Genomic DNA, 22,411 nt, shown 5'->3' on the forward strand with positions numbered 1-22,411 from the left:
CGGACGGTTCATCGACCTGCCCGGCGACAGCAGATGCTGCGGCTTGTCTTGACAAGGCAATGCAAATGCATTACCTATCGCGGGCAGCAAAGCCCCTTTTCTTCAGGAGACTGCCATGACAGCCCTCGCACAAGATGTCTCGAAACTCACGGATCGGTATCAGACGACCGTGCCGGCGGGTGTGCGCAAACAGCTCAAGCTGGGCAAGGGCGACCAGATTCGTTACTGCACCGAGCCGAGTGGCAGGGTCTATATCGAGCCCGTGCGCAGCGACGAGGAAGATCCCGTGCTCGGAGCCTTTCTCGATTTTGTCGAGGCCGATATCAAGGCGCATCCGGACCGCATTCGGGCTTTCGATGGGGCTTTGCATGACCGTCTTGCAGCACTGGTCGGAGACGTTGATGTCGATCTCGATGCGCCGCTATCGCTCGAGGATGAATGAGCGGCGATAGCGTGCCCGCCCAAGCGCCCCTTGTCGTGAATGGATGGTCGATTTATGCGCACCCACTCTTTCTGGACCAGCTCGAAGGGCTGGTCGAGGAGGTAGAGGCGCGTAAGGCTCGCGATCCCAAGACCTGGCACAAGAAAAACCCAACGAAACGGCTGGCCGCCATCTTCAAGCTGGTCACCGAGGCCATACCTGCAGATCCGGGTGCCGCCGCTTTCCGGCAAGGCGGCACACTAGGCGATCACCGCAAGCACTGGTTCCGGGCGAAATTCTTCCAGCAGTATCGGTTGTTCTACCGGTTCAACAGCGATGCGAAGGTCATCGTGGTGGCATGGGTGAACGACGACAAGACCCTGCGCGCCTATGGCAGCAAGACGGATGCCTATGCGACGTTCAAAGGGATGCTGGAAGATGGCAACCCACCTGACAATTTCGACGCGCTCTTGAAAGAAGCTGCAGCGGCAGGCAAGCGGTTCGAGAAATCCCTTGAAGCGGTGCCCGATCGGTAAGTGGGCCAGCTTGCTATGACCCTTTGGCAACATCATTTACGACGCCACGCTCGAAGATGTAGCATCGGCTGATAATGCGGTCGGAGAAAGCACAATGAATGAGACGGAAAAGGATAGGCAGCACCTCGGTCTAGAGGAGCAATGCGCGCCTGACCTGACGGGGCACCGTTTCCCAATTGCTGTGCGCGTTGCAGACATGCCCGATGACCTCGGCAAGCTGCTGGATATCGGGCTCGAGGAGCATTTCCGTGGCCGCTGAAGCGAATTCTTATGACACGTGGTTTTGCGCGCAGGTGCAGGCCACGCTGGAGGATGCACGCTCGGGAACATCTCAGGTTCAGGTGATGCAGGCCGCACAGGCATTGATTGATGCGAAGCGGCAGGTCGAACCCAAGTCCTGACCAAGCCTTGGAGGTCAGCGCGGTCTGACTACGTCACCCTGAAAAGCGAAAGCGGGCTTTTTGTCCTTTGGAACTCAGACCCTGATCCAAAGGAAAATCCCCATGTCCAAACCCAGAACGGCCAACCCGGCTCTCGCAATCTCCGAAGCCGATCTCGCCTCTGCCCTCGCGCAAATCGGCACGGAGGTCGATGACCAGCCCCTGCGCAGTTCAGCGCTCGCGCGTATCATGCGCGAGACGTTTCATGGCAGCGATGCCGGTGGCGCCTGGGACTGGCGCATGGCCTATGACATGATGCAGGCAGCGGCCATCCAGGTGCTTCTGCGTGGGGCCGGTGCCACAGCAGACATCGCCAACGCAAAACTCCTCGCCTCACGTCTCCTTACGGAAACCCGCCGGTCAGAGCAGCAGATCCGTCTGCAGCAGTTTTCCACGCCGCTGGCATTCGCGACCACGGCGGTGCGGGCCGCGGCGATCCGCAAGGGCGAGACCGTTCTGGAGCCCTCGGCGGGCACCGGTGCACTGGCCGCTTTTGCCGCCCGGGCCGGTGCCACGCTTTTGCTCAACGAGATCGACCCCTTTCGCCAGCGCCTCCTGCGCGCGGTTTTCGGCGGCGAGGTGACGGGCCATGACGGCGAGCATATCGATGATCTGCTGCAAACGCCGGTTCTACCCGACGTCGTGGTGATGAACCCGCCCTTCGCCTCCTCGGTCGATCGTTCCCGGGACAAACACATCGCCGCCAAGCATCTCATCGCGTCTGCGAAGCGTCTGGCACCCGGCGGGCGGCTGGTGGCGATCATGCCGCCAGGATTCACGCCCGAACGCGATGCCGCGCATTGGTCGCGGGCCTGCGGTCTTCTGACGCCGCGCTTGGCGCTGACGATGCCGGGGCAGGTCTACCGCAAGCTCGGCACCTCTGTCGAAACCCAGCTGATGGTCTTCGACAAGGTGCAGGACGATGGCGAACTCATCCGCGCCGCGGTTCAGGATCTGGAGGAAGCCTTGGCATATGTCGATGCCGTGGCCGCAACCCGGATCGAGATGCGCCCCGCCCAGCGGGCTGAAGCGATCCCTCAAGCGCGACCGACCGTTCGATCATCTGCCCCGCGCAAGACCGCCGCTTCGCCTGTCGCCGCCTCCAAACCACGGCCCAATACCGTCCGTCCGCTCAGCTTCACAAGCCTTCAGACCCCGCGCGACAACACGCCCATCTCTGACATCTATGCGCGCTACCGGCCGCAGCGGATCGAGATCGCGGGTGCGCAGGAACATCCCACGCCGCTCGTCGAGAGCATCGCCATGGCCTCTGTCGCGCCGCCGGTGCCCTCAGGCGCGGCCAGTGCGGAATTGCGCCTGCCCGCGAAGCTGATCGAGGAGGGTCACGTCTCCGAGGCGCAGCTGGAAACCATCATCATGGCACATGATGCCCATGGGCGTGATCTGCCGGGGCGGTTTATGATCGATGACGACCAAACCAAGCTGACGCGTGCTGATGATGACCCGGACGCATGGGCCTATCGCCTCGGCTATTTCCTCGGCGACGGCGACGGCACCGGTTGCGGTAAGGGACGCGAATGCGCGGGGCTGATCCTTTTGAACTGGCTTTCCGGGCGCAGGAAGGCGATCTGGGTCTCCAAATCCGCCACGCTTATCGAGGACGCGATCCGCGACTGGACCGATCTCGGCGGCTCGCCCGCCGACATCCAGCCGCTCTCCAAATGGAAACCGGACCAGCCGATCACCGTGACCTGTGGCATCCTCTTCGTCACCTACGCCACGCTGCGGTCTGCGGGCAAATGCGGCACCACGCGACTGAGCCAGATCCTCGACTGGATGGGCGCAGACTTTGACGGCGTTCTTGCCTTCGATGAGGCCCATGCCATGCAGAACGCGGCCGGGTCTGAGCAGGGCAGGGGGGTCAAACCCTCCCAGCAGGGCCTTGCGGGCCTGCGGCTGCAACTGGCAGCACCCCGCGCTCGCGTCTTCTACATCTCGGCCACGGGTGCCACGAGTGTGCACAACCTGGCCTATGCCGCGCGGCTGGGGCTCTGGGGGCAGGGCCCCGAATACCCCTTTCCGAGCCGCGAGAGTTTCGTCTCGGCGATGGAAGCCGGCGGTGTCGCCGCCATGGAGGTGGTCGCGCGCGATCTCAAGACGCTCGGCCTCTACACGGCGCGCGCCCTCAGCTTCGACGGCGTGGAGTATGACGTGCTCGAACACGCGCTCACTTCGGCCCAGATCGAGATCTACGACGCATACGCGGCTTCTTTTCGGACGATCCACCACAATCTCGAGGCCGCGCTGACCGCGACTGGCGTCAACGGTGCCTCGGGCGAGACCAATGCCTCGGCAGCACGCGCCTCGGCCAAGTCCCGCTTCGAGAGCACAAAGCAGCGTTTCTTCAATCATCTGCTGATGGGCATGAAGGCCCCGACCATCATCCACGCCATCGCGGACGATCTGGCGGCAGGCAAGGCTTGCGTCATCCAGGTGGTCTCGACGGGTGAGAGCCTGTTGAAGCGTCGGCTTGAGACGATGGACCCGGAGGATGAACTCGTCGAGGGTGCCTTGACGCCACGCGACTATGTTCTCGCCTACCTCGAACAGACTTTTCCGATCCATGCCCAAAAGCTCGTGGAGATCGACGGCAACATGGTGGCTGAGCCGCTTCGGGATGAAACTGGCGCGCTGGTCGTCTCGCGCGAGGCGCTCGCTCTGCGTGACGCGGCCATGATGGAGTTGATGACGCTGGCGCCGATCCCCTCGGCGCTGGATCAGATCCTCTGGGCCTTTGGCGACGAGGCCGTGGCAGAAGTCACGGGGCGGTCCATCCGGCCCCTCAAGGCCGAGGATGGTCATCTCTTCATCGAAAAGCGCGCCGCCAGCAGCAATTCATCCGAAACCCAAGCCTTCATGGACGGTGATAAGGATATCCTTATCTTCTCCGATGCGGGCGGTACGGGCCGGTCGTATCATGCGGCGCAAACGGCGAAGAACCAGAAACGGCGGCGGCACTACCTGCTGGAGCCCGGCTGGCGCGCCGATGCGGCCATCCAGGGGCTCGGCCGCACGCATCGCTCTGCCCAAGTCAGCGCGCCCTTCTTCCGGGTCTGCACCTCGGATGTGCATGGCGAAAAGCGTTTCACCTCGACTATAGCCAAACGCCTCGACCAGCTGGGGGCCCTGACGAAGGGTCAGCGCGAGACCGGCTCGCAAGGCATGTTCCGGGAGGAGGACAATCTCGAAAGCCCGATCGCGCGGGCCGCACTACGTGGGTATTTCGCCGATCTTGCCGCCGGGCGGGCCGAGGCGATGAGCTACGAGAGCTTCACCGACTGGACCGCCCTGCGGCTGATCGACAAGGACGGGGTGCTCCTTGAGGAGCTTCCCCCGATCCAGCGGTTTCTCAACCGGGTGCTTGCCCTTCCCATCCACATGCAGAACGCACTCTTTGCCGAGTTCATGCGCCGGATTGCCGATCAGACGGAACGGGCGCGCGCGGCGGGCACGCTCGATCTCGGCGTGGAAACCCTACGCGGCGACAAGATAGAACAGGTCTCCACCGAGGATCTCTGGACCTGCCCGAAATCCGGCGCCGTGACGCGGATTATCGGGCTGGAGGTCACCGACCCAGTGTATGTGCTGGACGCCGAAGAGGCCATGTCGCGCAATCCCGACAAGTTACCGATGGTCAATCGCGCCTCCGGTCGCGCGGCGCTCATCTCGGCGCGCCCCATGCAGATGTATGACGAGGATATCGTCACGCTCATGCGCAAGGCGGTGCGGCCCAATGGCTCCAGCTACCTCGAAGAGACGCGCTTCGAGTCCTCGGCTTGGGAAGAGATCGACAGGCCCGAGTTTGCACGGCTTTGGGATGCCGAGGCAGCGTCCTTGCCAAAAACCACCACAACCAAGCTCTACCTGCTGACCGGGCTGCTGTTGCCGATCTGGAAGGACATCCCGACCACGAATGAACGCATCTACCGCGTCACGCCGGACGGGGCGACCGCCATGATCGGGCGCACGCTGAGCGAGGAAGGGGCGGCCGCGCTGCGCGCCAGCTTCCTCGTCTCCAACCCGCAAACGCCACAGGAGATGCTGACCGCCGCCCTCGGCACCACCGCGCCTGTCGATCTGGGCCGGGGTCTCACCCTGACCCGTCGCCGGGTCGCAGGCGAGATGCGCCTTGAGCTGGGCGGTGCGGACAAGGGCATGATCGAAGGCCTCAAGGCGCTCGGCTGCTTCACGGAGATCATCGCCTTTCAGTTGCGGGTGTTTCTGCCGCATGGGGACGGGATCGACACGGGCCGCATTCTGACTCGGATCTTGGGGCATGCACCAGATGCCGCTTCAGTGGCAGCAGAATAGGCAATGGGGGGAAAGATCATGACACTCGGAGAGATCAAAACCGCCATCGATGCAGGCCAGACCGTGCACTGGGCCAATACCGGCTACGTTGTTCACAAGGACAGCCTCGGCCAATACCTGATCACGTTTGAGCCGAACGGCAGCACCATCGGGCTGACCGACCGGAGCGGGCAGCGGTTGAACGGGGAGGAAGCAGAGTTCTTCATCGCGGGATCGGAGGAGGTCGACGAGAATACCCAGGACAGCCATCCGAGGCCAGACGAACAGGGGAGGGGCGTCGTACCCGGCGGGAAGGTGGCACAGTCTTTCAGGCGTCAGCGCTGAACTGAAGGTTGGGAAGAAAGGAAAGCGAGCTTTCTGGTTTGTGATCCCTCAAGGGGTCGAGAAAGCAATCCCGGTTGCGTTGGCAAAAACGTCAGGCACCGGCCAATCCAAAAGGAACCATCCCATGTTCGCAGGAACCCTCACCCGCAATGTCGAGACCGCAGCCGCCGAGTACACCGGCATGATCCATTCGACGCGCTTTGACATCGCCATCCAGATCGAGGCACGGGCCAAGATGTCCGCTCGCAGCCCGGATTACGACGTGACGGCAGTCAACAAATCAGGCCGCAAGGTGCGTATCGGCACGGCCTGGAACGAGACCGGCAATACCAGCGGCAACCCCTACATCTCGATGCAGATCGATGTCGGCCTCGGCCCGTTCCGGGTCAACGCGGTGCAGACGAAAGAGGCGCGCGCGGCCCAGAGCGGCGAATTCGAGATCATCCCGCTGGTCTCGAACGGCCTGATGAAATCCGGCTCGATCTCGGGCGAGCTCACCGCCATGGACGCTGACAACGCCTTCACGGGCTACATCGCCAACATGATGTTCGATCTGGAGTTTATGCTGATCGAGAACAGCTACAAATCCGAGGAGACCCACCCCGATTACCGCATCGAGGTCAGCTCGCCCCGGGGTAAACCGATCCGCGTCGGCTCGGCGTGGATGGCCAAAAGCAGCCGCACGGGCAATGACTACCTGTCGCTGCTGATCAACACGCCTGATGGCGACTTGCGCGTCAACGCCGTGCAGAACGAAGAACAGCGCGGCGGAAAGACCTTCTCGATCATCCCGTTCATCGACAGCGGTGAGCAGCCGCAGGACGCGGGCGCGGGGCTCTCCTTGGTCGCCTAATCGGCGCGCGGGGGGGAGACGATCTGAACCGAAAGGGGAGCCGTGGGATCACGGTTCCCCTTTTTCCATGTCCGTTTGCGTGAAGGACGTCCCCCGCTTGCGATCAGGTGCAAATGTGATACAATAATATATTATCGATACATCGAGGGCGGGCACGTGGCGGCTAGATCAGGGACGGTTCCATGGTTTGACAACTTTGATGTTGAGGCAGAGGTTGCAGATCTCCTCGCCCATATCGAGCGCTGCACCGGATTCGCGCTACCCGCCCGAAAGCGTGAAGTCATCATGACCCATGCAAGGGCAAATCTCGACAGGACAAGGCAGGCACATCTGGAGGACAAGGCGGCGAGAAAGCCGGTGTCCACATCGCGGCGTGCGTATCTGACCGACCTGCAGGACACGATTTTCATGGCGATCCCGGAAGAGAACCTCGCGCGGATGCCGCTGAGCGAGCAGGTTCTCAACGACCCGTCATTTTACGCTGGCGCCATGCACAGCGCCGCTGCGATCAGCGAGGATGAGCTTTTCATGGCGCTGTCCTCTTCGCTGAAAGACATGAAAGTCCAAGACGCCCGCGCGTTCGTCTCGAAGCTTTGGCACGGCACGATTGACGACAACGCCCGCAAATACGCCGAAGCCCTGAAGCGCCCCGAGCGTGAAATCATGCCGCTGCGGCCTGGGAACACCCTGTAAAATCGAGGCCGCTCCCCTGGCTCAGGCTGTGATCGGATTTGCCGCCTTGGCCACCGGTCCCTTAGGCGTATCGCCGGTAGCGCGCGAAAGCGGTCCATATTTTTTGAAGAGCTGTTCCATAGTCATCAAACTTCAGGTGAAAGAGTGAACAGCGGGATGCTAATGCGGCATCTCCACGACGGAAACTCCTGGAATGTTCTTGCGTGCAAGCTCCAACAGGTGCGCATGGTGCGTGAAAATGATTGCCTGACCGCTCCGTCCGATCTCGGCACAGAGATTCAATGCGGCAGATGCACGGGTATCGTCGAAGGTTTCCATAATATCGTCGAGAACCATGGGCAGGGGGCCCGGATCACGCGCGAAGCTGCGGTAACCGGCCAGGCGCAGGGCAAAATATAATTGGCCCATGGTTCCAGTGGACATGTTTTCGACCTTCACGGGGCCGCCGCCGGGTTTGATGCCGACCAGCTTTTCGCCCTCGGATTCACTCCAGACAACGACTTTTTCCCATTCCTTAGATGTCATGGTGACAAAAGCTTCTTCCACGTCTTTCAGCATTGCGCTGCTTCGTTCGGCAGCCAGGCGCTTTAAGGCACCCCGCGCAGCCAATATCCCGAGCCTTGCGACAGCCGCATGCCTTGCACCGTTTCGTAACTCTTCGAGGATCGTGGCCTGTTCGGTGATCAGATCGCTGTTGTCAGCGGCATGAAAAGCTTCCTCGTAAAGGCGTTCTTTTTCATTCATTTCCTTCAAAGCGGCATCCCGTGCCGTTTGCGCATCGTCAAGTTTTTGCTGCAGTTCCGCTTCTCGCGTTACATCGGGCAATCGCGTCAGCTCTTCGTCAAAGAGCGTACGATCCACGCCGTCGCGCGCCTTATTGCGGCTCGTGTCCGCATTGGCCCGGTCTTCGCGCAACTCGTCGCGTTCAGCTAGAATCCCCACGCGCTCCGTCGGCGAAAGATCCTCACCACCTTGTCCTTCAAACAAGTTTTCCAGCTGGGTTTGCGCTTCGTCCCGGGCAACTATCGCACGCTTTCGGCCTTTGACCTCCTTGTCGAGAAGGTCTTCTTCTCGTTTTCTCACACGATCCGCCTCAGCGGTTTTGGTTACACGCGCACGAGCGCGGTTGATGATGGGAAGTGGATCGTCTTTCGGATTGTAAGGCTCCTCCAGGATCTCCGCCAATCGTGCGGCACTCCTTGCCAGGGTGGCAACGGCGCGTTCCAGGGCTTCAACACGTCCCGCCAGGCTTCTGTGATTACTGTGAACCTGTTGCAGCGTGCGCAGGTGCGGCAGCGCTGCTTTCACGCCCGTGGCCGAGCGATCAGGAAGAGGTCGCGCCGAGGTCAGCGTTTCCAGTCGGTTCAAGGCTGCCTTATGATCTGTCTCGGCTTGGGATACAGCTTTCTGGTAGTCGGCAATGCTACGTTCCCCGCGACGCCAGTTCTCCCATGTCTTACGGACACTTTCCTGAAGTGTGAGAGCCTTGCCAACCCGCTCAGGGAGGTCACTATCTTCACCTTCAAGGGCGACTAGGCGGGCTGCTGCCAGCAGTTCGTCAAAGGCTGCCTTGCGGCGCTTGGCGCGGTCCTCAAAGGCATTCTCCGCAATAGTGACCTCAGTTGCGATCTCAGCCGCCGCCGTCAGGCTGGTAAGTCTAGCAGCAAACGCAGCCGGCCCCGTATCGACGGGAAAGCCCAGGGCAGTCGCGAGTGAGCCGCCCCGCTTGGTCAAAGCTTCGTGTTTTCCGGTGAGTGCTTCGAGTTTGTCTTTTGCCGTGTCACGTGCGGCTTTTGCGGTGCTTTCCTGTGCGCGCGAGTTTGCAAGCTGTTTGCGCGCCTCCGTGCCCATCAGATAGCTCGTTCGGGCGCCATCATCTGCATGCATGGCCTCCTCAAAACGCTCCGCGGTTTTGTCGGAGAGACTGCCACGATGGGATTGCCAGGCTGTGTCACGCTGACGACGGGTTTCTTCCGTCGCTGCAGCGTCAATCGAATCCGGCGCGCTTTCGTCGGCTTCGCGTTTTGCGCGCGCGGCCTTGTAGTCCGCTTCGCGACCTTCCAAATCTTCTGTGGCGGAAACGATGTTGGCATTCAGGGTGTTCCATTCCCTGAGGATTTCATCGAGACTTTCACGTGCAGGCAGGCCGTTCTCGATAAGTGTCTGCCAAGAAGCAGGTAGACCCGAAACTGCTTTGGCTAGCCGGGCGAGTTCCGATGCGAGGTTATGTTCAAGACCTGACACGTCCGAAACTTTCTGCCATGCGTCAAACGCGATCTGCAGGTGAGACAAGTCCTTTGGTTCGGTTGGAGTATCCCCCAGCTGATCGCGTGCGGTCTTCAACACGTTTGAAGCCGCTCGCAGCTCGCCCTCGCTGGTTTGACAGGCCTGTACCGCATCCGCGAGTGTCTCCAGTTCTTCGGTCGTCAGGACCAAGGCCTCTACAGGCTCGTCACTTACCGCCAACGCTGTCAGAATCTGTTTTATCTGGCGGCCCGCGTCATCGCGCTCACCTGCGCGCTTTTCCAGATCCGATCTGGCCGTGTCCGCTCGGGAGGTGAGGGACGCCCCATCGATTCTGATTTGATCCAGCTCTGTGAGTTCCGCTTCGAGATGTCCGGCAGCCGGGTCAGCCTCATTTTCTGAAATGACCGCTTCATGGCGCGCAATTCTGTCATCGGCGCCTGCGATACTTTCTGCTTTCTCCGATAGGGTTGTCACGAGTGTGGCGACTTGCCCATCCGTGCCCTTCTTCAAATTCGGACCTTCCGGAAAATCGGCAGAAAATTCGTCGATTTTCCGAATTTCCTCCGATTTGTCATACCAGGTCTGCGCCGCCGCTCCTGCTGCCTGCCGTTTTCGGGCACGCGTGAGGTCGGTGTCCGCCTGTTCGAAAGCCTTTTGCGCGGTCTCTCTGTCTTTCCGAAGAGTGCGTTCCCGATCCGGCGTGAGACGTTCCGTTCGAAGTGCCTGATGGATCTCTTTCAAGTGGTCTTTGCCGGTTTTGAGCGCCGTACCTCGGCCGCTCTTCTTGTGAAACTTTTCGGCGCGGGCTGTCATGTCTTCCAGTGTCGTCGCCATACTGGTCAGGCCTGATACACCCGCATGCAGAAGCTGGCCCAGGTCGCCTTTTGCCTCGGCAATCCGTTCACCGCCTTTGCGGAGTCCTTCGTCGTTGAGTGAGAACCTTTCGACATAACCCTCCATGGAAAGGCCATGGAGCGCACTTGAAAGAATGGCTTCGTCGACCGGGCGGTCCTGATGATCAAGCAGGGACTGGGTGCGTTTGCCATTTCGGCGCAAAACTGTCACCCCGCGTCCGGGGATACCCAGCTCCGCTCCGACCAAAAGGTCATTGCGTTCAAACCTGAAAGCGTACGGGTGGGTTCCTGCTTTCATACCAAAGAGAAGTTCCAGAAACCCGTTAAAGGCCGTGGATTTTCCCGATTCATTCGGTCCATAGATTACGGTGACATCAGGTTTGCCCTCGGCTGGTGCCGGGAGCACGATCTCGGCGCCGTCAAAACGGCCATAGCGAATGAGATCAAGCCGGTTCAGTCTCATTCCGCGGCTCCTGAGTGCAGAGACAGCGTAACTTCAGTAACGGCCTCCTCCAAAAGGTCATCCAAGGCGTCTTCAGATAATTCGTCGGCAATTTCACGGGGCATTGCGTTTCTGAGTTCTTCGAGGATCTCTTTGGTGGCCAGCTGGAAGCCCGGTTCGGTGAGCTCGGCCCGCATCAGGCGCACTAGGTCATCCGCCTTTGCGTCGATCAGTTGTTTGGGGGCAACCACTTTGATTTTGTCGATAAACACGCGCTCGATGTCATCGAACAATTCGTTCGCAAGGGCCGTCAGTGTCTCAGCAGTATGGTGGCCTGTGGCCACCTGCAGACGCACCGCTATGCGGTGTTCTGGATGCTGCACCCCTTGGAGTGCACACCGAAGCGCGCTCAAAACTTCCTGAACATCTGAAGATTTACTGAGATCCAAAGCGCATTCGGTGAATCTCAGATGTCCAACCCGATGCCGTTCGATATTCGGAGTGTCATCATCAAGCTCGACAATCGCGACCGTACCGCCGGTAAGTTCTCCGAAGTGGCGTGGTTGCGGAATGCCCGGCATGACAGCGAGAACTGGGCCTGATGTGCGCTCAAAGGGGGCATGGATGTGGCCGAGGCACCAAAGGTCATAGCCATGTGCCAGCAGATCCTGCTCGGAGCAGGGAGCATAGGGATCGTGACCTGGCGAGCCATCCAGCGACGTATGCATCAGTCCGACGTTTTTCCGGCCAGCCACCGGCGCCGGGTAGTCGGGCAGGAAGCTTTTTGAGACATGCGCCGTGTCGAAAGACAGTCCGTGGAACCACACGCCACCGATTTCCACGCTGGGCTCGTTCTTGTGCAGCAAATGAATATTCGGACCCAGGTTACCGTGGGCTCGGTGATCGAGAAGGGCATCGTGGTTGCCACGGATCAGTACTGTGGGAACACCCGCGTCAGCGGCGCGTGCCAATTGCGAGATCAGAAATGCCCGGGACTTCAGGTCTGGTTGGTCATTATCAAAGATGTCGCCAGCGAGAACCAGTGCATCGACACTTTCCGAGATTGCCAGATCAACAATGCGAATGAACGTGTCCCGACTTGCCTGTTTCAGATGGTCACCCAGATCCGGATTGCGCATCGCGGTCGAGCGAATCGGCGACCCGAGATGAATGTCGGCTGAAACGAGGACACGCATAGATTTTAAATCTTCCTGAAAACGATCGATGTGAAAAAATGAATCTGCATAAGGATCTGTCCGGTACCTATAAAATTGAAACCTGGCTGTCCTGGAACAAACCGCGCTCAACCAGTTCTTTTTTGGCCGCTTCCGCGGCTTTCGAAAACATCAAAATCCTAAGGTTCACTTCCGCCCGTGAAAAACAGACATAAGCCAGCTTTTGAGTAAGTTCTTGCTGCCGGTCGGTCGGATTGCCCGCGACACCAGGGGTCAGAACTTTCGAAAAGCTGTAGGTATTCCAGGCTGCCTCGATATCGTCGATCATGACCAGCACGTTTTCATACTCTTCGCCTTTCGAGCCGTGCTGCGTACTGAAAGGAGAATTCTCATCCAGAAATTCGATGTACTTTTCGAGTTCGTCAGCCTTCAGCTTGAAGAATTCATCAGCCAGCCAATCTCCTTTTTCCCTTTGGTGATCCTCATTGCCGGAGTCATAAGCTTGGCGGGGAGCGCGAGCCAACTGACCTGCAAGGCGGTCCGAAATTGGATAAAGCGCGTTCGCGCTACAGTATTCCAGAATTTCTTTGACCGTATTGCCTTCCCATTTTTCTGCCAAAGCAGCGGCGTGTTTTGAGGCTTCCTCGAGCATCTGTTTGAGGGTTTTGCTCTTGTTCGCTCCAGTGTCGTCAAAAGCAGGGCTTATTCTTCGGAGTGTTTCAATCAGCTTCTTAGGATAGTTGTTGCGGGATGCATCGACCAAAGAAAAAATGCCGTCCACAAAGGGCTTGAGAAGATAGTGCGTGCCGTCTTCATAGTCGGATTGGGATCTGGACGACGAATAGTCACCTGTAAAGAGCTTGTGCAGTGTAACGAATCCGAGCCTCCGGGCGATCATCTGGCGTGCCAGAAAAAGGTTCTTTACAGGAGTAATATCGGTCCATCCCCATTGTTCAACGGCTTCCTCGAACTTCGCCGTTACCTCATCGAGTTGTTCAGAGGTATAGGTTTTCCGTGGACCGGCAGGGTCGGGAGCCTGCGCGATCGTAATCAAGACGCTGCCCTTAACGTCGGAGTTCTTCCCACCCGGAACCTGCTTCAGATCGGTTCTGAAGTTGTTGAGAAGGTCGATCACCGAGGTTGAGCTTCGAAAATTCTCTTCCTTCGGAATCTTTTCGGAGCCTTTTGGACCGGCAAAACCTCCGGCACGCTTATCGTAAATCTGCTGCATCGGATCGCCGAAATATCCGACGATTGGTAAACCTTCGTCCGCGCACACAGCATTGAGCGCCTCGACGACCTGCGGGAAGGTGTCTTGAGCTTCATCGACAAAGATGTAGGGGTATTTGAACCCGAGGCCTTTGCGCAAGAGTGGTTTGTTCGTGATTAGATAGGCCGCGACGTCAATAACATCATCATGGTTCAGGACACATTTGGAATAGTCGCTGATAACGGTTTCTTCGTAGCATATCGGCGGTTTATGCGCGTTTAGCGCAGCAAGTTGGGCAGTCAGGCGCTCAAGGTCTTTCCTCGCTTTTTGAGCGGCCTGAGACGTCCCCCCGTTGTCTTTCTCGCGGGCCTTTTCCATATGTTGCGGGACGATCGCATCACGAAGGGTCTCCCGAATAGCATCCTGGAAGCGCGCGATTTCCGCCCAAAGGAACCCGTGCAGAGTGGAAACGTAAAAGAGGTCATCGAAACCTAGACGCGACGAAATCACTCCAACGGCACGGTTTGTGTATGTGATACACACCACGCGCTGACCGTTTTTCCGAAGCTCGTTTCCACGGGACCTCTGGATTCCTTTCAGAGCTTCAACGAGCGATGTGGTTTTGCCTGAACCAGCGCCTGCGATAACCGAAAATGAAACGTCCTTGGCGATGCACTCAGCAATTTTCTTATCGGCCTCAGTTGGCTTGAGTTCTGCCGTCATTCGCCGGCTCCCAGGTTTTGGGAGAGACGTGTCTCCAGCCATTTTAGGCCTTCGTCGATGTAGTGGGGAACATTCCAGTCCCGGTTCTCTCCCGCATTCGCTTCTTCGTCCCCGCCTGCCGGTATTTCGAAGGCAAGGACATCCATAGCAAATTCTGTTTTTTTGAAAGTATCGCTTTTAATGCGTCGCCAGACGGCCTCTTGCAATTCGGCTCGACCATCCGGCAAGTCAATGCCGATACTGAGTCCATCGGCATGGAAGTGGTCGAGGTTTTCGAAGACAAAGGCTTCTTCAAGGGTTCGCCCGTGGAAGGTTTGAGCATTGTCCTGACGGTTAACTTCTACTGGCTTTTGATAGGCGACAAAACGCATCCCTTCAGCTTGCAGACAATCGTCAAAGGTGTTGCCGGAGAGTTCGGCGACTCTCGTCTCTCCAAAGAAATACCCCAGAGTCGCATTCGACGAAACGGCTCCCGGATGGGTAGCGACGCAACTCGCCCGGTTTCTCGCGGGATCAACGGAGTCGATATCGGTGATGACCAAATAGGGAATTTCGAGGAATTCCAACAATCCGGCGAAGCGCATCCCATAAGCGCCACCTACCTCCAGAATGGTCAGATACTTTTTGTTCAGATTCTGCGCCGATATGTCAATCATGCGCGGCAAAAGCAGTTTTTCCGCAGACCCCTCAACGAGTATGGCAGCATCGGAGAAGAACAAGTCGCAATGCGTAAGTCTCAGATATTTTTTGAGAAAGGAAAGTGATTCCTCTGGTTCAATCATATCGCCGCCCAATTCAAGTGGCTCAGGTTGAAATTGGCGAAGGCTGTGCACGGTCGTTCCCTGATAGGTCACTCCATCCTGTTCACCGTTGATATGGCACCGACGGAAGTAGCGGATTTTTGAGAAATCCACGGTATCCAGGATGTGCGACGAGTGGGTCGTGATTGTGAGCTGGGGCTTGCTTTCGCCTTCTGGTGCGTCAGCGGTGAGCACGTCCCACATCTGGCGAATGAATGTTTGTTGGACCTGAGCGTGCAAATGCACTTCCGGTTCTTCGATAAAGATCATCTGGCACAGCGGACGGTTGTCTTCGGTCGCGAGCCATTGCCGATAAAAATGATCGACCTGAATGGCCATGAACACCAGGTTCTTGAAACCCAGTCCGTTATAGGCCTCGGGTAGCTCATGGCTGGTGCTGGCATCGACGTAGAAGAGTTCGGTGTTACCGCGTAACGCAACCTCCGAACTGAGTGTCGAAACGACCTTCATCGCGCGGTCGTTGTCGGAGGGAAGGCCAAGACCTCCGATCATTGTCATCAGGGGTCTGAAGCGTTCGTCGTAGTGCCTAGTCAGATTTTCATTATTCTGTTCAATGATCGCTACAGCTTCTTCGGCCAGTTCCGCCTGCTCCAGGTTTCTCCGGTAATACGTCGCAAAGGCGTCTGACAGTCTGTTGCTCCTCGCGGCATTCTCGTCGTCAATATTTCGCTGGGCATCAACGAAATCGACGCGCAGCAGAGAATGGACAATCTTCTTGCCTTCTTGCGCGGAGAGTGCCGTTGCCACGAATTCCTCTTCCAGCTTTTCCAGCGAGGACACCTTGATGCCAAAATACTTTTTCAAGTTGCCTTCCATTCCAAGGAAGAAGCTCAAAGGGCGCTTGCGGGTACCGTCTTCCTTTGTCGGGAAAGCTGCATCGTAATGCTTCCAGAGTTCTGCTGCGTCATCCGCAGCGAACGAGCAGCGCATCCCGATTTCCGAGAAATCAGCGGAAAGGCTCGTTGCCAGGGCAAAGACCCGACCGAACGCAATTGAGTCCGGATCGATGTGAAACCAGAGATCAAGTTCTATTTGAGGTAGGCTGGATTCGTTCCTTGGAGCGTATGCGTCGATAGAGGCAATTGCGAGAATGGAGAAGTCATGAATCTTGAATTCCCGGTTCCCGAGAAAGCTTCGAATGGCAGCCGTCGCAGAAGTCTTGCCGCTGTTGTTCGGGCCAACAAAAACAGTTTCCTTGCTTTCGAAATCAACGGACACATCATTCAGGCGCCGAAAATTTCGAATGGATATACTACCTAGACGCATCCAGTCCCCCTGTAAGCTGCGAAGATGATAGCAATCATTGGTTGTGTTCGGGAAGGTAAATTCGTCGCCGGTTGACACAAAACTGATGCTCGCAACGGCGCGAATGTCACCAAGCTGACAAAAGCAAGACAACTGCGTCACCCATCCAAACCCACCTTATGAGGCAGGGCTTGTCTACCGTGAAAGGGGCAGTCCAATGCGTCGCTCCCTAGGTGTAGAATTTCGGGAGGACCGAACCATGGCAACGAGGGATGTCCCCTTATTTGCATTCATTGCCATGAAGCCGCCAGTCCGTTCCCGGCCCATCACGTGGAGTGCTTCGAAAAGTAATCCGTGTATTCTGCAGCGTAGTCGCCTGCACATCAACCTTGGCTTATGCCTTGCGGCCTCCCCAGCTCGGCTTCGCGTGTCGCAGGGGAGAACGGCCCTTCGGTCCGTCGCGCATTCGGCCATGCGGCCTCACCGCGGCGTCGCACCCGGCGTCCCGGTTTGCCCGCCTCGCGAGCACGTCTCTCCCTGGCCGCTCCGCCGGATTGCGCTCTGGTCTGTTTTGCGGGGCAAAACGATCCCGCCGCTGCATCCGTCTCCCGCGTCCGGTCGGGCCGTTTGCCTGCTCGTGTCGGGCAAACCTACCGTCAAAACACACACACATGAGCGTGGAAGCATATCCTCCGGATGGCCCCCAAATCAGCCCGCGTCAAGGATCGCAAAACTTTTCGGCGAGGACGGGGCCTGTGGCTTGGGGCGGTCCCGTGCGTGAGGGCGCGCATGTGTCAGTTGCTGCACGCGGAAAACTTTTGCGCCCGGCAAGCCGGCGGCTGCGCCGTCCCTGACCCGGGCAGATTCGGAAACCAGACATTCGGCCATGCCCCCACACTCACGTGGTGGCCTTGCAACCGAACACTGGAGACCAGACATGGCTTACGACACTGCGAACACCTACGAGACCATCGAGCTTTTCGGACTGACCGAGAAGGACGCCCACCTGCCGATCCCGGAAGATCACATCCTGAGCGACCACATCATCCGCGAGAGCTTCGAGGCTTTGCTCGGTCAGCTGCGCGGGACCGGGCTTGAAGCAGAGATCGAACCGCTGGCCCATGGGCTCGCCACGATCCTGCAGCGCCGCAAGGTGGCGCTTGGCAAGGAGGTCGACCGCACCGCCGACAAGATCGGCGCGCTGGCAAAATCCCACGACGGATCGGAGATCGCCGAGACCGCGCTCGACGAGGCGCAGGCGCGCTTTCTGCAGCTGCGCGAGATTGTCAGCGCTATCGAGGTGATGAGCGAGGCGGCGGCGGAATGCTACGAGATCGAGACGGGCCACGCCTTCATCCCGGCAGCCGGGTCGCGCGCAAGCGTCCGGGCGCAGGAGACCGGGGCGGTCTTCGAGGCACGGCAGCTCCTGGAGCAGCACGACCGTGAAACCGCCGAGAAGTCGAAAGTCGCGGGGGTGCCCCTGATCGTCTCAGGCGCCACCGACTGGACCGATGTCGATGTGATCTTCAACACGCTCGACAAGGTTCGCGAACGGATCAAGCAGAACCGCAACCAGGAGATCTTCCTCTGCCACAAGGGCGGCAAGCACGGGGCAGAGATGATTGCGGCCCGGTGGGCCCGAGCACGCGGGATAGCACAGGCGCGCTTCGATCCGCGCTGGTCCGCGCATGGGCGGGCGGCACCGTTCAAGTGCAACGACGAAATGCTGGACGACAAGTTCGCGGCGACGGGGGTTGTACTCTTCGGCGGCAACGGAGTCGCGCTGAACCTCGGGCAGAAGGCGGAAGCGAAAGGTCTGACGGTCATGCGGGTTGCGGACCCGGCGAAGAAGGCGTCGCAGAATTGAAGAGAGGGGGTCGCGCTTGGCGCGGCCCTTTCGTCATGTCTCATGGTGCGTGCGGTCGGTCACGCGTGATCGGCAGCTCGTGGCGTCCAGTACCGTTATCCCTCTACCCGGTCCGTCAGAGTGCGGCCCATCCGCATCGGTACGGGCTGGGGATGGTGCGCACCTCACGCACATCGTTCGCAGCACAAGACGCAAGGGGTCGAGCCGTCGCACTTTAGGCTGAAGCCCTGCACGTCCCTCGGGGCGTGTTTCGGAACATCGAACCCACGCGGGCGGGCTCCGTGAGCACCCCGGCCAGGAGCGGCGGGACGAGGACGCAGATGACGGCGTCGGCGTGATGTAAGGGGTCATCCGGATCACTCCTTTTTGCTCATCGATGTGGATCGCACGGGGTCGGCCCGTCCGTGCCCTCAGCTCACGCTTCGGCAAGCACAAATACGGCTTCCACGGCAAAGCCGCGGACCCTCCGCATTTGCGCTTGCGACCGAGCCTCTTGCCCCCGTGCCGGGTGATCCCCATCGCAACAAGGAGTAACCCAAATGACCAACCACTACGTCGCAACCGTCCCCGTCAAGTTCACCGATACCGATGGCCAGGAGCGCACCCGCTTTCAGCGCGTGGGCGCCATGTTCCGCAACACCCGCAACGGGGACGGCTCGGAGTTCTTCAGCCTCAAGCTCGACTTCCCGGTCGCGGTCTCGGAGCTGGTGATGTTCCCGCCGAGCGCGAAAGATCCCCAGGACTGAATCCTCTGACGAGGATGGGCCGCCCCAGGACGATCTTGGGGCGGCCCGATCCCTGTTCCAGGGATGCCGGTTCCGGCGCGGGTGATCGCCGGCAGCGACCTCGCCTTGGTGCCGGTCCCTGCGCGTTCAACGGACGCACTCCCCCCGGAATGATCAGGCCGCGACAGACCGGCCAGTCAGCCTCAAGGGGGCCATCCGCAAAAACCTATCGGCCAGGGCCTCCCGGTTTTTGCGGCAGAGATTTGGCAAGCCAAATCTGGCCCTCCTTGACCCTGCCTGTCCGCCCTGTCGGTGGGGTTTGCGCCCGCCCGCGGTTCCGTCCGAACACTTGGCGTTCGGCCAGACCCTCGGGCGGGGCTGGCGGACGGGACCCCTAGGACAGGTGGGTCGCCCGGTGGTGAGGGCGGCAGAGCCGCGTCCCTGCGGGCCGCGGCGTGAAGCGGACACCAAGGCTGCCTGAGCCTGAATGCGACGTAAGTATATAATTGACAGCTTGGTATATTATCGTAAGGTAGGGGCAGCCTTGGTGGAAGGTGGCAGGAAATAGGGGGTCTTTCTTCGCATGTCGCGCTCAAAACGTCTCACAGATGCGGACCGCATGGAGATCGTTCGCGAAGCTGCGGAAGGCGTTTCCACTTCAGTGCTGGCAGAACGGTTTGGCGTGTCGGTGCGGGCGATCCAGTACACGCTCAAAGCCGATGCCGAGCGCCAGACGGATGCCGCAATTCCGGTCTCAGCGGTCAGTGTGAAGGTCACGGCTGCGGAGCTTGCGGCGCTCGACGAGGTGCTGGCCGAGGCCGGAATCGAAAGCCGGGCCGAAGGGCTGCGGCGGCTCATTCAGGCGGCAGGCGGGGTGTTCGTTCCGGACGCGCAGATGGCAGCCGAGATGGCGCGTTACCGCGCTTCACTGCACGAGGTCGGCAATGGGGTCGCGCAGATTGCCAAGCAGATGACGCAGGCCAACCGGCGGGGGCAGGGGGCCGTGGGGGGCACGAGTGCCGAGTTCACCGAATTGCGCCTCGCGCAGATGCGCGGGCTGGCGCGGTTCATTCTGGATTCCGCGGACGAGATCGATCTGCTTCTGCGCCGCCGTCGAGACGCGATGCAGCTGCAGGCCACGGCCGCGCTGAGGGAGTTTGCCCATGCGGCTGAATGATGCTGTCGACGCCGTCACGGGCGAGGTCTTCCGAGACGGCTGGAGCCGGATCCGGGGCTCGATGCAGGGGCTGCATGTCGCCAAGCAGACCCAGCTTGTGCGCGCGGCAGCAGGGCACCGGCCGGCGGTCTTCAAGGCGATCCGGGGCGGGGGCACGCATACCAAATCGCAGCTCGCAAACCAGCTCGATTACCTCACCACCAAGTCCACCCATATCGTCGACAGTAGCGGGTTTCTGGATGGCAAGGCGAAGCTCGAGGCGGGTGACATCAAGGACCTCACAGAGCGCTTTGCCAAGCGGTGGGATGCGGGCTTCAAGCCGAAGCTCGGGCAGACAACACATATGCTCATGTCCTTCCCGATCGGCACGCGTGGAGAGGATGTGCGCGACATCGCGACCGATGTGGCCGAGCGGTTCTTCCAGACCGACGCGGGGCATTTCGATTACATCATCGCGGTGCATGAGGACCGAGATCACCCCCATGCGCATCTGGTGCTGAACCGCCGCTCGCAGGAAGGTGAGTTCTTCTTTCTGGGGCGCAACCATCGCTTCAACTATGACGACTTCCGCCTCGCCATGGTCGAGGAGGCCGAGAAGTACGGTGTGCGGCTGGAAGCCACGCGGCGGGTGGATCGCGGGGTTGTGCATTACCCAGCCCGGACCAGCGAGGTTTATGCGGCGAAAGAAGAGGGTCGCGCGCCCCGCGAGCGCGAGCGTGTGGGGACAGACCTGACCCGGACGCTGGCGGAGATCGCCAACACCAGAACCGTCTACCATTCGCTGGCCACAGAGGCCTCCCGGGAGGCCCGCGAAGACATCGCCGCGGCGCTCTTCCGCGCGGGCGAGGTGTTGGCCCATGGCGGGCAGGTGGACCGAACAGGAGATGTGTATATGGCCGAGGATCAAAGCTTCGAGGATCTCAGAAGCCTCTATGCGGAAAAGCTCGCGCGGGTGCAGGGCATGATCGCCGAGAAGTCTGACGCGGAACGTCCCGTGCTGGAAAAACGCCTCATCGAGATCCAGGCGCAGGTCCAGCACATGCAGCCCTTGGGGCTGCGCTCGGGCTCGCTATCAGAGGCCCCCTCGGAGGGGGGGATCTATTCTGAAGCCAATATCGACGCCAGCCAGCGCGAGCGACTGGCCGAGCCCGACTTGAGATCGCGCATTGACGTAGCACTACGGGGCACGGGGATCAGCACATCGGAAGTGGTGGCCCGGATCGAGACGGGCGCCTCAAATGCAGCGCTTGAGCATCAATGGATCGCCAATGATCTCTCCAAGGTGGCCGAGGCGCGCGATCTGAACCTCGAACGCCGCGCCGATCTGGAACAGGCCCGCGACATTCTCAACGATGTGCACGTCGAACTTGGCACGATGCTGGAACAGGAGAAGGTGCTGCGCCGGGATGGTGTCATGGAAGCGGAACCGATCAGCGAGCGGTTCCATTATCACCGGGACGCGGTCCGGGCGATGGAAGGGACAATCCGTCAGGAGATGCGCGCAGAGGGCCTGACAGCGCAGCAGGTGGAGGACCGGGACTGGGAAGTGGTCTCGCGGGCGGAGCGTCGGATCGAGACGGAGCAGCGCGCGTATCTCGAGGCACACCCGGACTTGCTCGCACGTCCCGGCGATGTGATCGACCGGTCTGAGCCTTACAGGGAGACCATCACCGATGCGGCCCGCGCCAGCGAGATCACCCGCAAGGTCGACCGCATCATGGAGGGACGCGACCTCCGCGTGCCGGTTGCAGATGCTGTCACGGATGACTTGCGCGCGCGCTATCCGGACATGCCGTCCCACCTCGCCCGCGGGCTTGGCGCGACCTATGCGGCCGTCGTCGAGAGCCGGGACACGGAGGTCATCAATCAGGTCCGCCGCGAAAACGAGTTGCGCGACAGGCTCGGGTCTGGCACGCGCGACGACATCCTCGCAACCCGCGATGAAACTGCGCCGCGGTCTGACAATGCCGACCGCCTCGCAGACGAGATTGCGCGTGTTCTGGACCATGAGCGGGCGGGGGAGTTGTCCGCGCCCTTCGAGAGCGAGGCGGAGCGGGACGCCTTCCGCGACGAGATCGCGCGGGTGCTTGATAACCGTCAACTTGAGCGGCTCACATCTGGCGATGCCGATGCGCTGGAAAAGGTTCTCGAGGACCGTCTCGACCGGCTCTATGTCGCCAAGGTCTACCTGCAATCGGATGCAGCGACGGCCAACACGGAGGCCTTGCGCCAGGTGGTCGATGATCTTGCCGACACCGAATATGAAAAGCACCGCCCGACAGACGTGGATGGCGAGACCGAGCGGGGCCAAGTCCATTGAGCGCCT

16 protein-coding genes are annotated in these 22,411 nt (G+C 59.9%); 12 read left to right on the forward strand and 4 right to left on the reverse strand.

What is annotated here, in order from left to right; all coding sequences use genetic code 11:
• Window positions 1-115 precede the first annotated feature (115 nt).
• The 8 genes from VWY34_RS03305 (at window position 116) to VWY34_RS03340 (ending at window position 7,599) form a co-directional block, all read left to right on the forward strand.
• A complete protein-coding gene (locus tag VWY34_RS03305) occupies window positions 116-442 on the forward strand; it encodes a type II toxin-antitoxin system PrlF family antitoxin (RefSeq protein ID WP_005668772.1) in 327 nt (108 codons plus the stop codon).
• Window positions 439-957, forward strand: coding sequence for a type II toxin-antitoxin system YhaV family toxin (locus VWY34_RS03310; RefSeq protein ID WP_024099306.1), 519 nt, complete (start codon window positions 439-441; stop codon window positions 955-957). The genes VWY34_RS03305 and VWY34_RS03310 overlap by 4 nt, the downstream gene beginning before the upstream one ends.
• 94 nt (window positions 958-1,051) lie before the next feature.
• Complete coding sequence (locus tag VWY34_RS03315; RefSeq protein ID WP_009819683.1) at window positions 1,052-1,216, forward strand: hypothetical protein; 165 nt, start codon at window positions 1,052-1,054, stop codon at window positions 1,214-1,216.
• Window positions 1,206-1,358 (forward strand): hypothetical protein, encoded by a 153-nt coding sequence (locus tag VWY34_RS03320; protein WP_024099307.1) that lies wholly within the window; start codon window positions 1,206-1,208, stop codon window positions 1,356-1,358. The genes VWY34_RS03315 and VWY34_RS03320 overlap by 11 nt, the downstream gene beginning before the upstream one ends.
• 102 nt (window positions 1,359-1,460) lie before the next feature.
• Window positions 1,461-5,729, forward strand: coding sequence for a strawberry notch family protein (locus tag VWY34_RS03325; protein WP_096873514.1), 4,269 nt, complete (start codon window positions 1,461-1,463; stop codon window positions 5,727-5,729).
• 18 nt (window positions 5,730-5,747) lie between these two features.
• Entirely contained in the window at window positions 5,748-6,053 is a 306-nt protein-coding gene (locus VWY34_RS03330; protein ID WP_024099309.1) for a hypothetical protein, read from the forward strand.
• A 124-nt stretch (window positions 6,054-6,177) separates the two neighbouring features.
• A complete protein-coding gene (locus VWY34_RS03335) occupies window positions 6,178-6,906 on the forward strand; it encodes a DUF736 family protein (protein ID WP_024099310.1) in 729 nt (242 codons plus the stop codon).
• 156 nt (window positions 6,907-7,062) lie between these two features.
• Window positions 7,063-7,599 (forward strand): hypothetical protein, encoded by a 537-nt coding sequence (locus VWY34_RS03340; protein ID WP_024099311.1) that lies wholly within the window; start codon window positions 7,063-7,065, stop codon window positions 7,597-7,599.
• A gap of 159 nt (window positions 7,600-7,758) precedes the next feature.
• Here the strand turns inward: VWY34_RS03340 and VWY34_RS03345 are convergent, their stop codons facing one another.
• The 4 genes from VWY34_RS03345 to VWY34_RS03360 all read right to left on the reverse strand — a co-directional run bounded on the left by VWY34_RS03345 (window position 7,759) and on the right by VWY34_RS03360 (window position 16,478).
• Window positions 7,759-11,163: an AAA family ATPase gene (locus tag VWY34_RS03345; protein ID WP_024099312.1), complete on the reverse strand. Its 3,405-nt coding sequence runs from the start codon at window positions 11,161-11,163 to the stop codon at window positions 7,759-7,761.
• The gene (locus VWY34_RS03350) at window positions 11,160-12,338 is read right to left on the reverse strand and encodes a metallophosphoesterase family protein (RefSeq protein ID WP_096873515.1); all 1,179 of its coding nucleotides are present in this window, start codon (window positions 12,336-12,338) and stop codon (window positions 11,160-11,162) included. The genes VWY34_RS03345 and VWY34_RS03350 overlap by 4 nt, the downstream gene beginning before the upstream one ends.
• A gap of 67 nt (window positions 12,339-12,405) precedes the next feature.
• On the reverse strand, window positions 12,406-14,250 hold the full coding sequence (locus VWY34_RS03355; protein ID WP_024099314.1) for a UvrD-helicase domain-containing protein: 1,845 nt from the start codon (window positions 14,248-14,250) through the stop codon (window positions 12,406-12,408).
• Window positions 14,247-16,478 carry an ATP-dependent nuclease gene (locus tag VWY34_RS03360; RefSeq protein WP_024099315.1) on the reverse strand — a complete coding sequence of 744 codons (2,232 nt, stop codon included), beginning with the start codon at window positions 16,476-16,478 and terminating at the stop codon, window positions 14,247-14,249. Before VWY34_RS03360 ends, VWY34_RS03355 begins: the two co-directional genes overlap by 4 nt.
• Window positions 16,479-17,253: 775 nt before the next feature.
• Here VWY34_RS03360 and VWY34_RS03365 point away from each other — a divergent pair.
• The 4 genes from VWY34_RS03365 (at window position 17,254) to VWY34_RS03380 (ending at window position 22,405) form a co-directional block, all read left to right on the forward strand.
• Window positions 17,254-18,183 (forward strand): DUF2493 domain-containing protein, encoded by a 930-nt coding sequence (locus VWY34_RS03365; RefSeq protein WP_096708176.1) that lies wholly within the window; start codon window positions 17,254-17,256, stop codon window positions 18,181-18,183.
• Between the two features lie 539 nt (window positions 18,184-18,722).
• Window positions 18,723-18,929, forward strand: coding sequence for a hypothetical protein (locus VWY34_RS03370; protein ID WP_007120662.1), 207 nt, complete (start codon window positions 18,723-18,725; stop codon window positions 18,927-18,929).
• Window positions 18,930-19,491: 562 nt separating this feature from the next.
• Complete coding sequence (locus tag VWY34_RS03375; RefSeq protein WP_096708177.1) at window positions 19,492-20,085, forward strand: helix-turn-helix domain-containing protein; 594 nt, start codon at window positions 19,492-19,494, stop codon at window positions 20,083-20,085.
• The gene (locus tag VWY34_RS03380) at window positions 20,072-22,405 is read left to right on the forward strand and encodes a relaxase/mobilization nuclease domain-containing protein (RefSeq protein ID WP_416548788.1); all 2,334 of its coding nucleotides are present in this window, start codon (window positions 20,072-20,074) and stop codon (window positions 22,403-22,405) included. Before VWY34_RS03375 ends, VWY34_RS03380 begins: the two co-directional genes overlap by 14 nt.
• Window positions 22,406-22,411: the final 6 nt, after the last annotated feature.

Source organism: Phaeobacter sp. JH20_02, from assembly GCF_048056915.1.
GTDB classification, from domain to species: Bacteria; Pseudomonadota; Alphaproteobacteria; order Rhodobacterales; family Rhodobacteraceae; genus Phaeobacter; species Phaeobacter bryozoorum.

Coding starts and splice junctions, on each gene's coding strand:
- VWY34_RS03305 (WP_005668772.1), top strand. CDS start 116: ATGACAGCCCTCGCACAAGATGTCTCGAAACTCACGGATCGGTATCAG.
- VWY34_RS03310 (WP_024099306.1), top strand. CDS start 439: ATGAGCGGCGATAGCGTGCCCGCCCAAGCGCCCCTTGTCGTGAATGGA.
- VWY34_RS03315 (WP_009819683.1), top strand. CDS start 1,052: ATGAATGAGACGGAAAAGGATAGGCAGCACCTCGGTCTAGAGGAGCAA.
- VWY34_RS03325 (WP_096873514.1), top strand. CDS start 1,461: ATGTCCAAACCCAGAACGGCCAACCCGGCTCTCGCAATCTCCGAAGCC.
- VWY34_RS03330 (WP_024099309.1), top strand. CDS start 5,748: ATGACACTCGGAGAGATCAAAACCGCCATCGATGCAGGCCAGACCGTG.
- VWY34_RS03335 (WP_024099310.1), top strand. CDS start 6,178: ATGTTCGCAGGAACCCTCACCCGCAATGTCGAGACCGCAGCCGCCGAG.
- VWY34_RS03345 (WP_024099312.1), bottom strand. CDS start 11,163: ATGAGACTGAACCGGCTTGATCTCATTCGCTATGGCCGTTTTGACGGC.
- VWY34_RS03350 (WP_096873515.1), bottom strand. CDS start 12,338: ATGCGTGTCCTCGTTTCAGCCGACATTCATCTCGGGTCGCCGATTCGC.
- VWY34_RS03355 (WP_024099314.1), bottom strand. CDS start 14,250: ATGACGGCAGAACTCAAGCCAACTGAGGCCGATAAGAAAATTGCTGAG.
- VWY34_RS03365 (WP_096708176.1), top strand. CDS start 17,254: ATGGCTTACGACACTGCGAACACCTACGAGACCATCGAGCTTTTCGGA.
- VWY34_RS03370 (WP_007120662.1), top strand. CDS start 18,723: ATGACCAACCACTACGTCGCAACCGTCCCCGTCAAGTTCACCGATACC.
- VWY34_RS03375 (WP_096708177.1), top strand. CDS start 19,492: ATGTCGCGCTCAAAACGTCTCACAGATGCGGACCGCATGGAGATCGTT.
- VWY34_RS03380 (WP_416548788.1), top strand. CDS start 20,072: ATGCGGCTGAATGATGCTGTCGACGCCGTCACGGGCGAGGTCTTCCGA.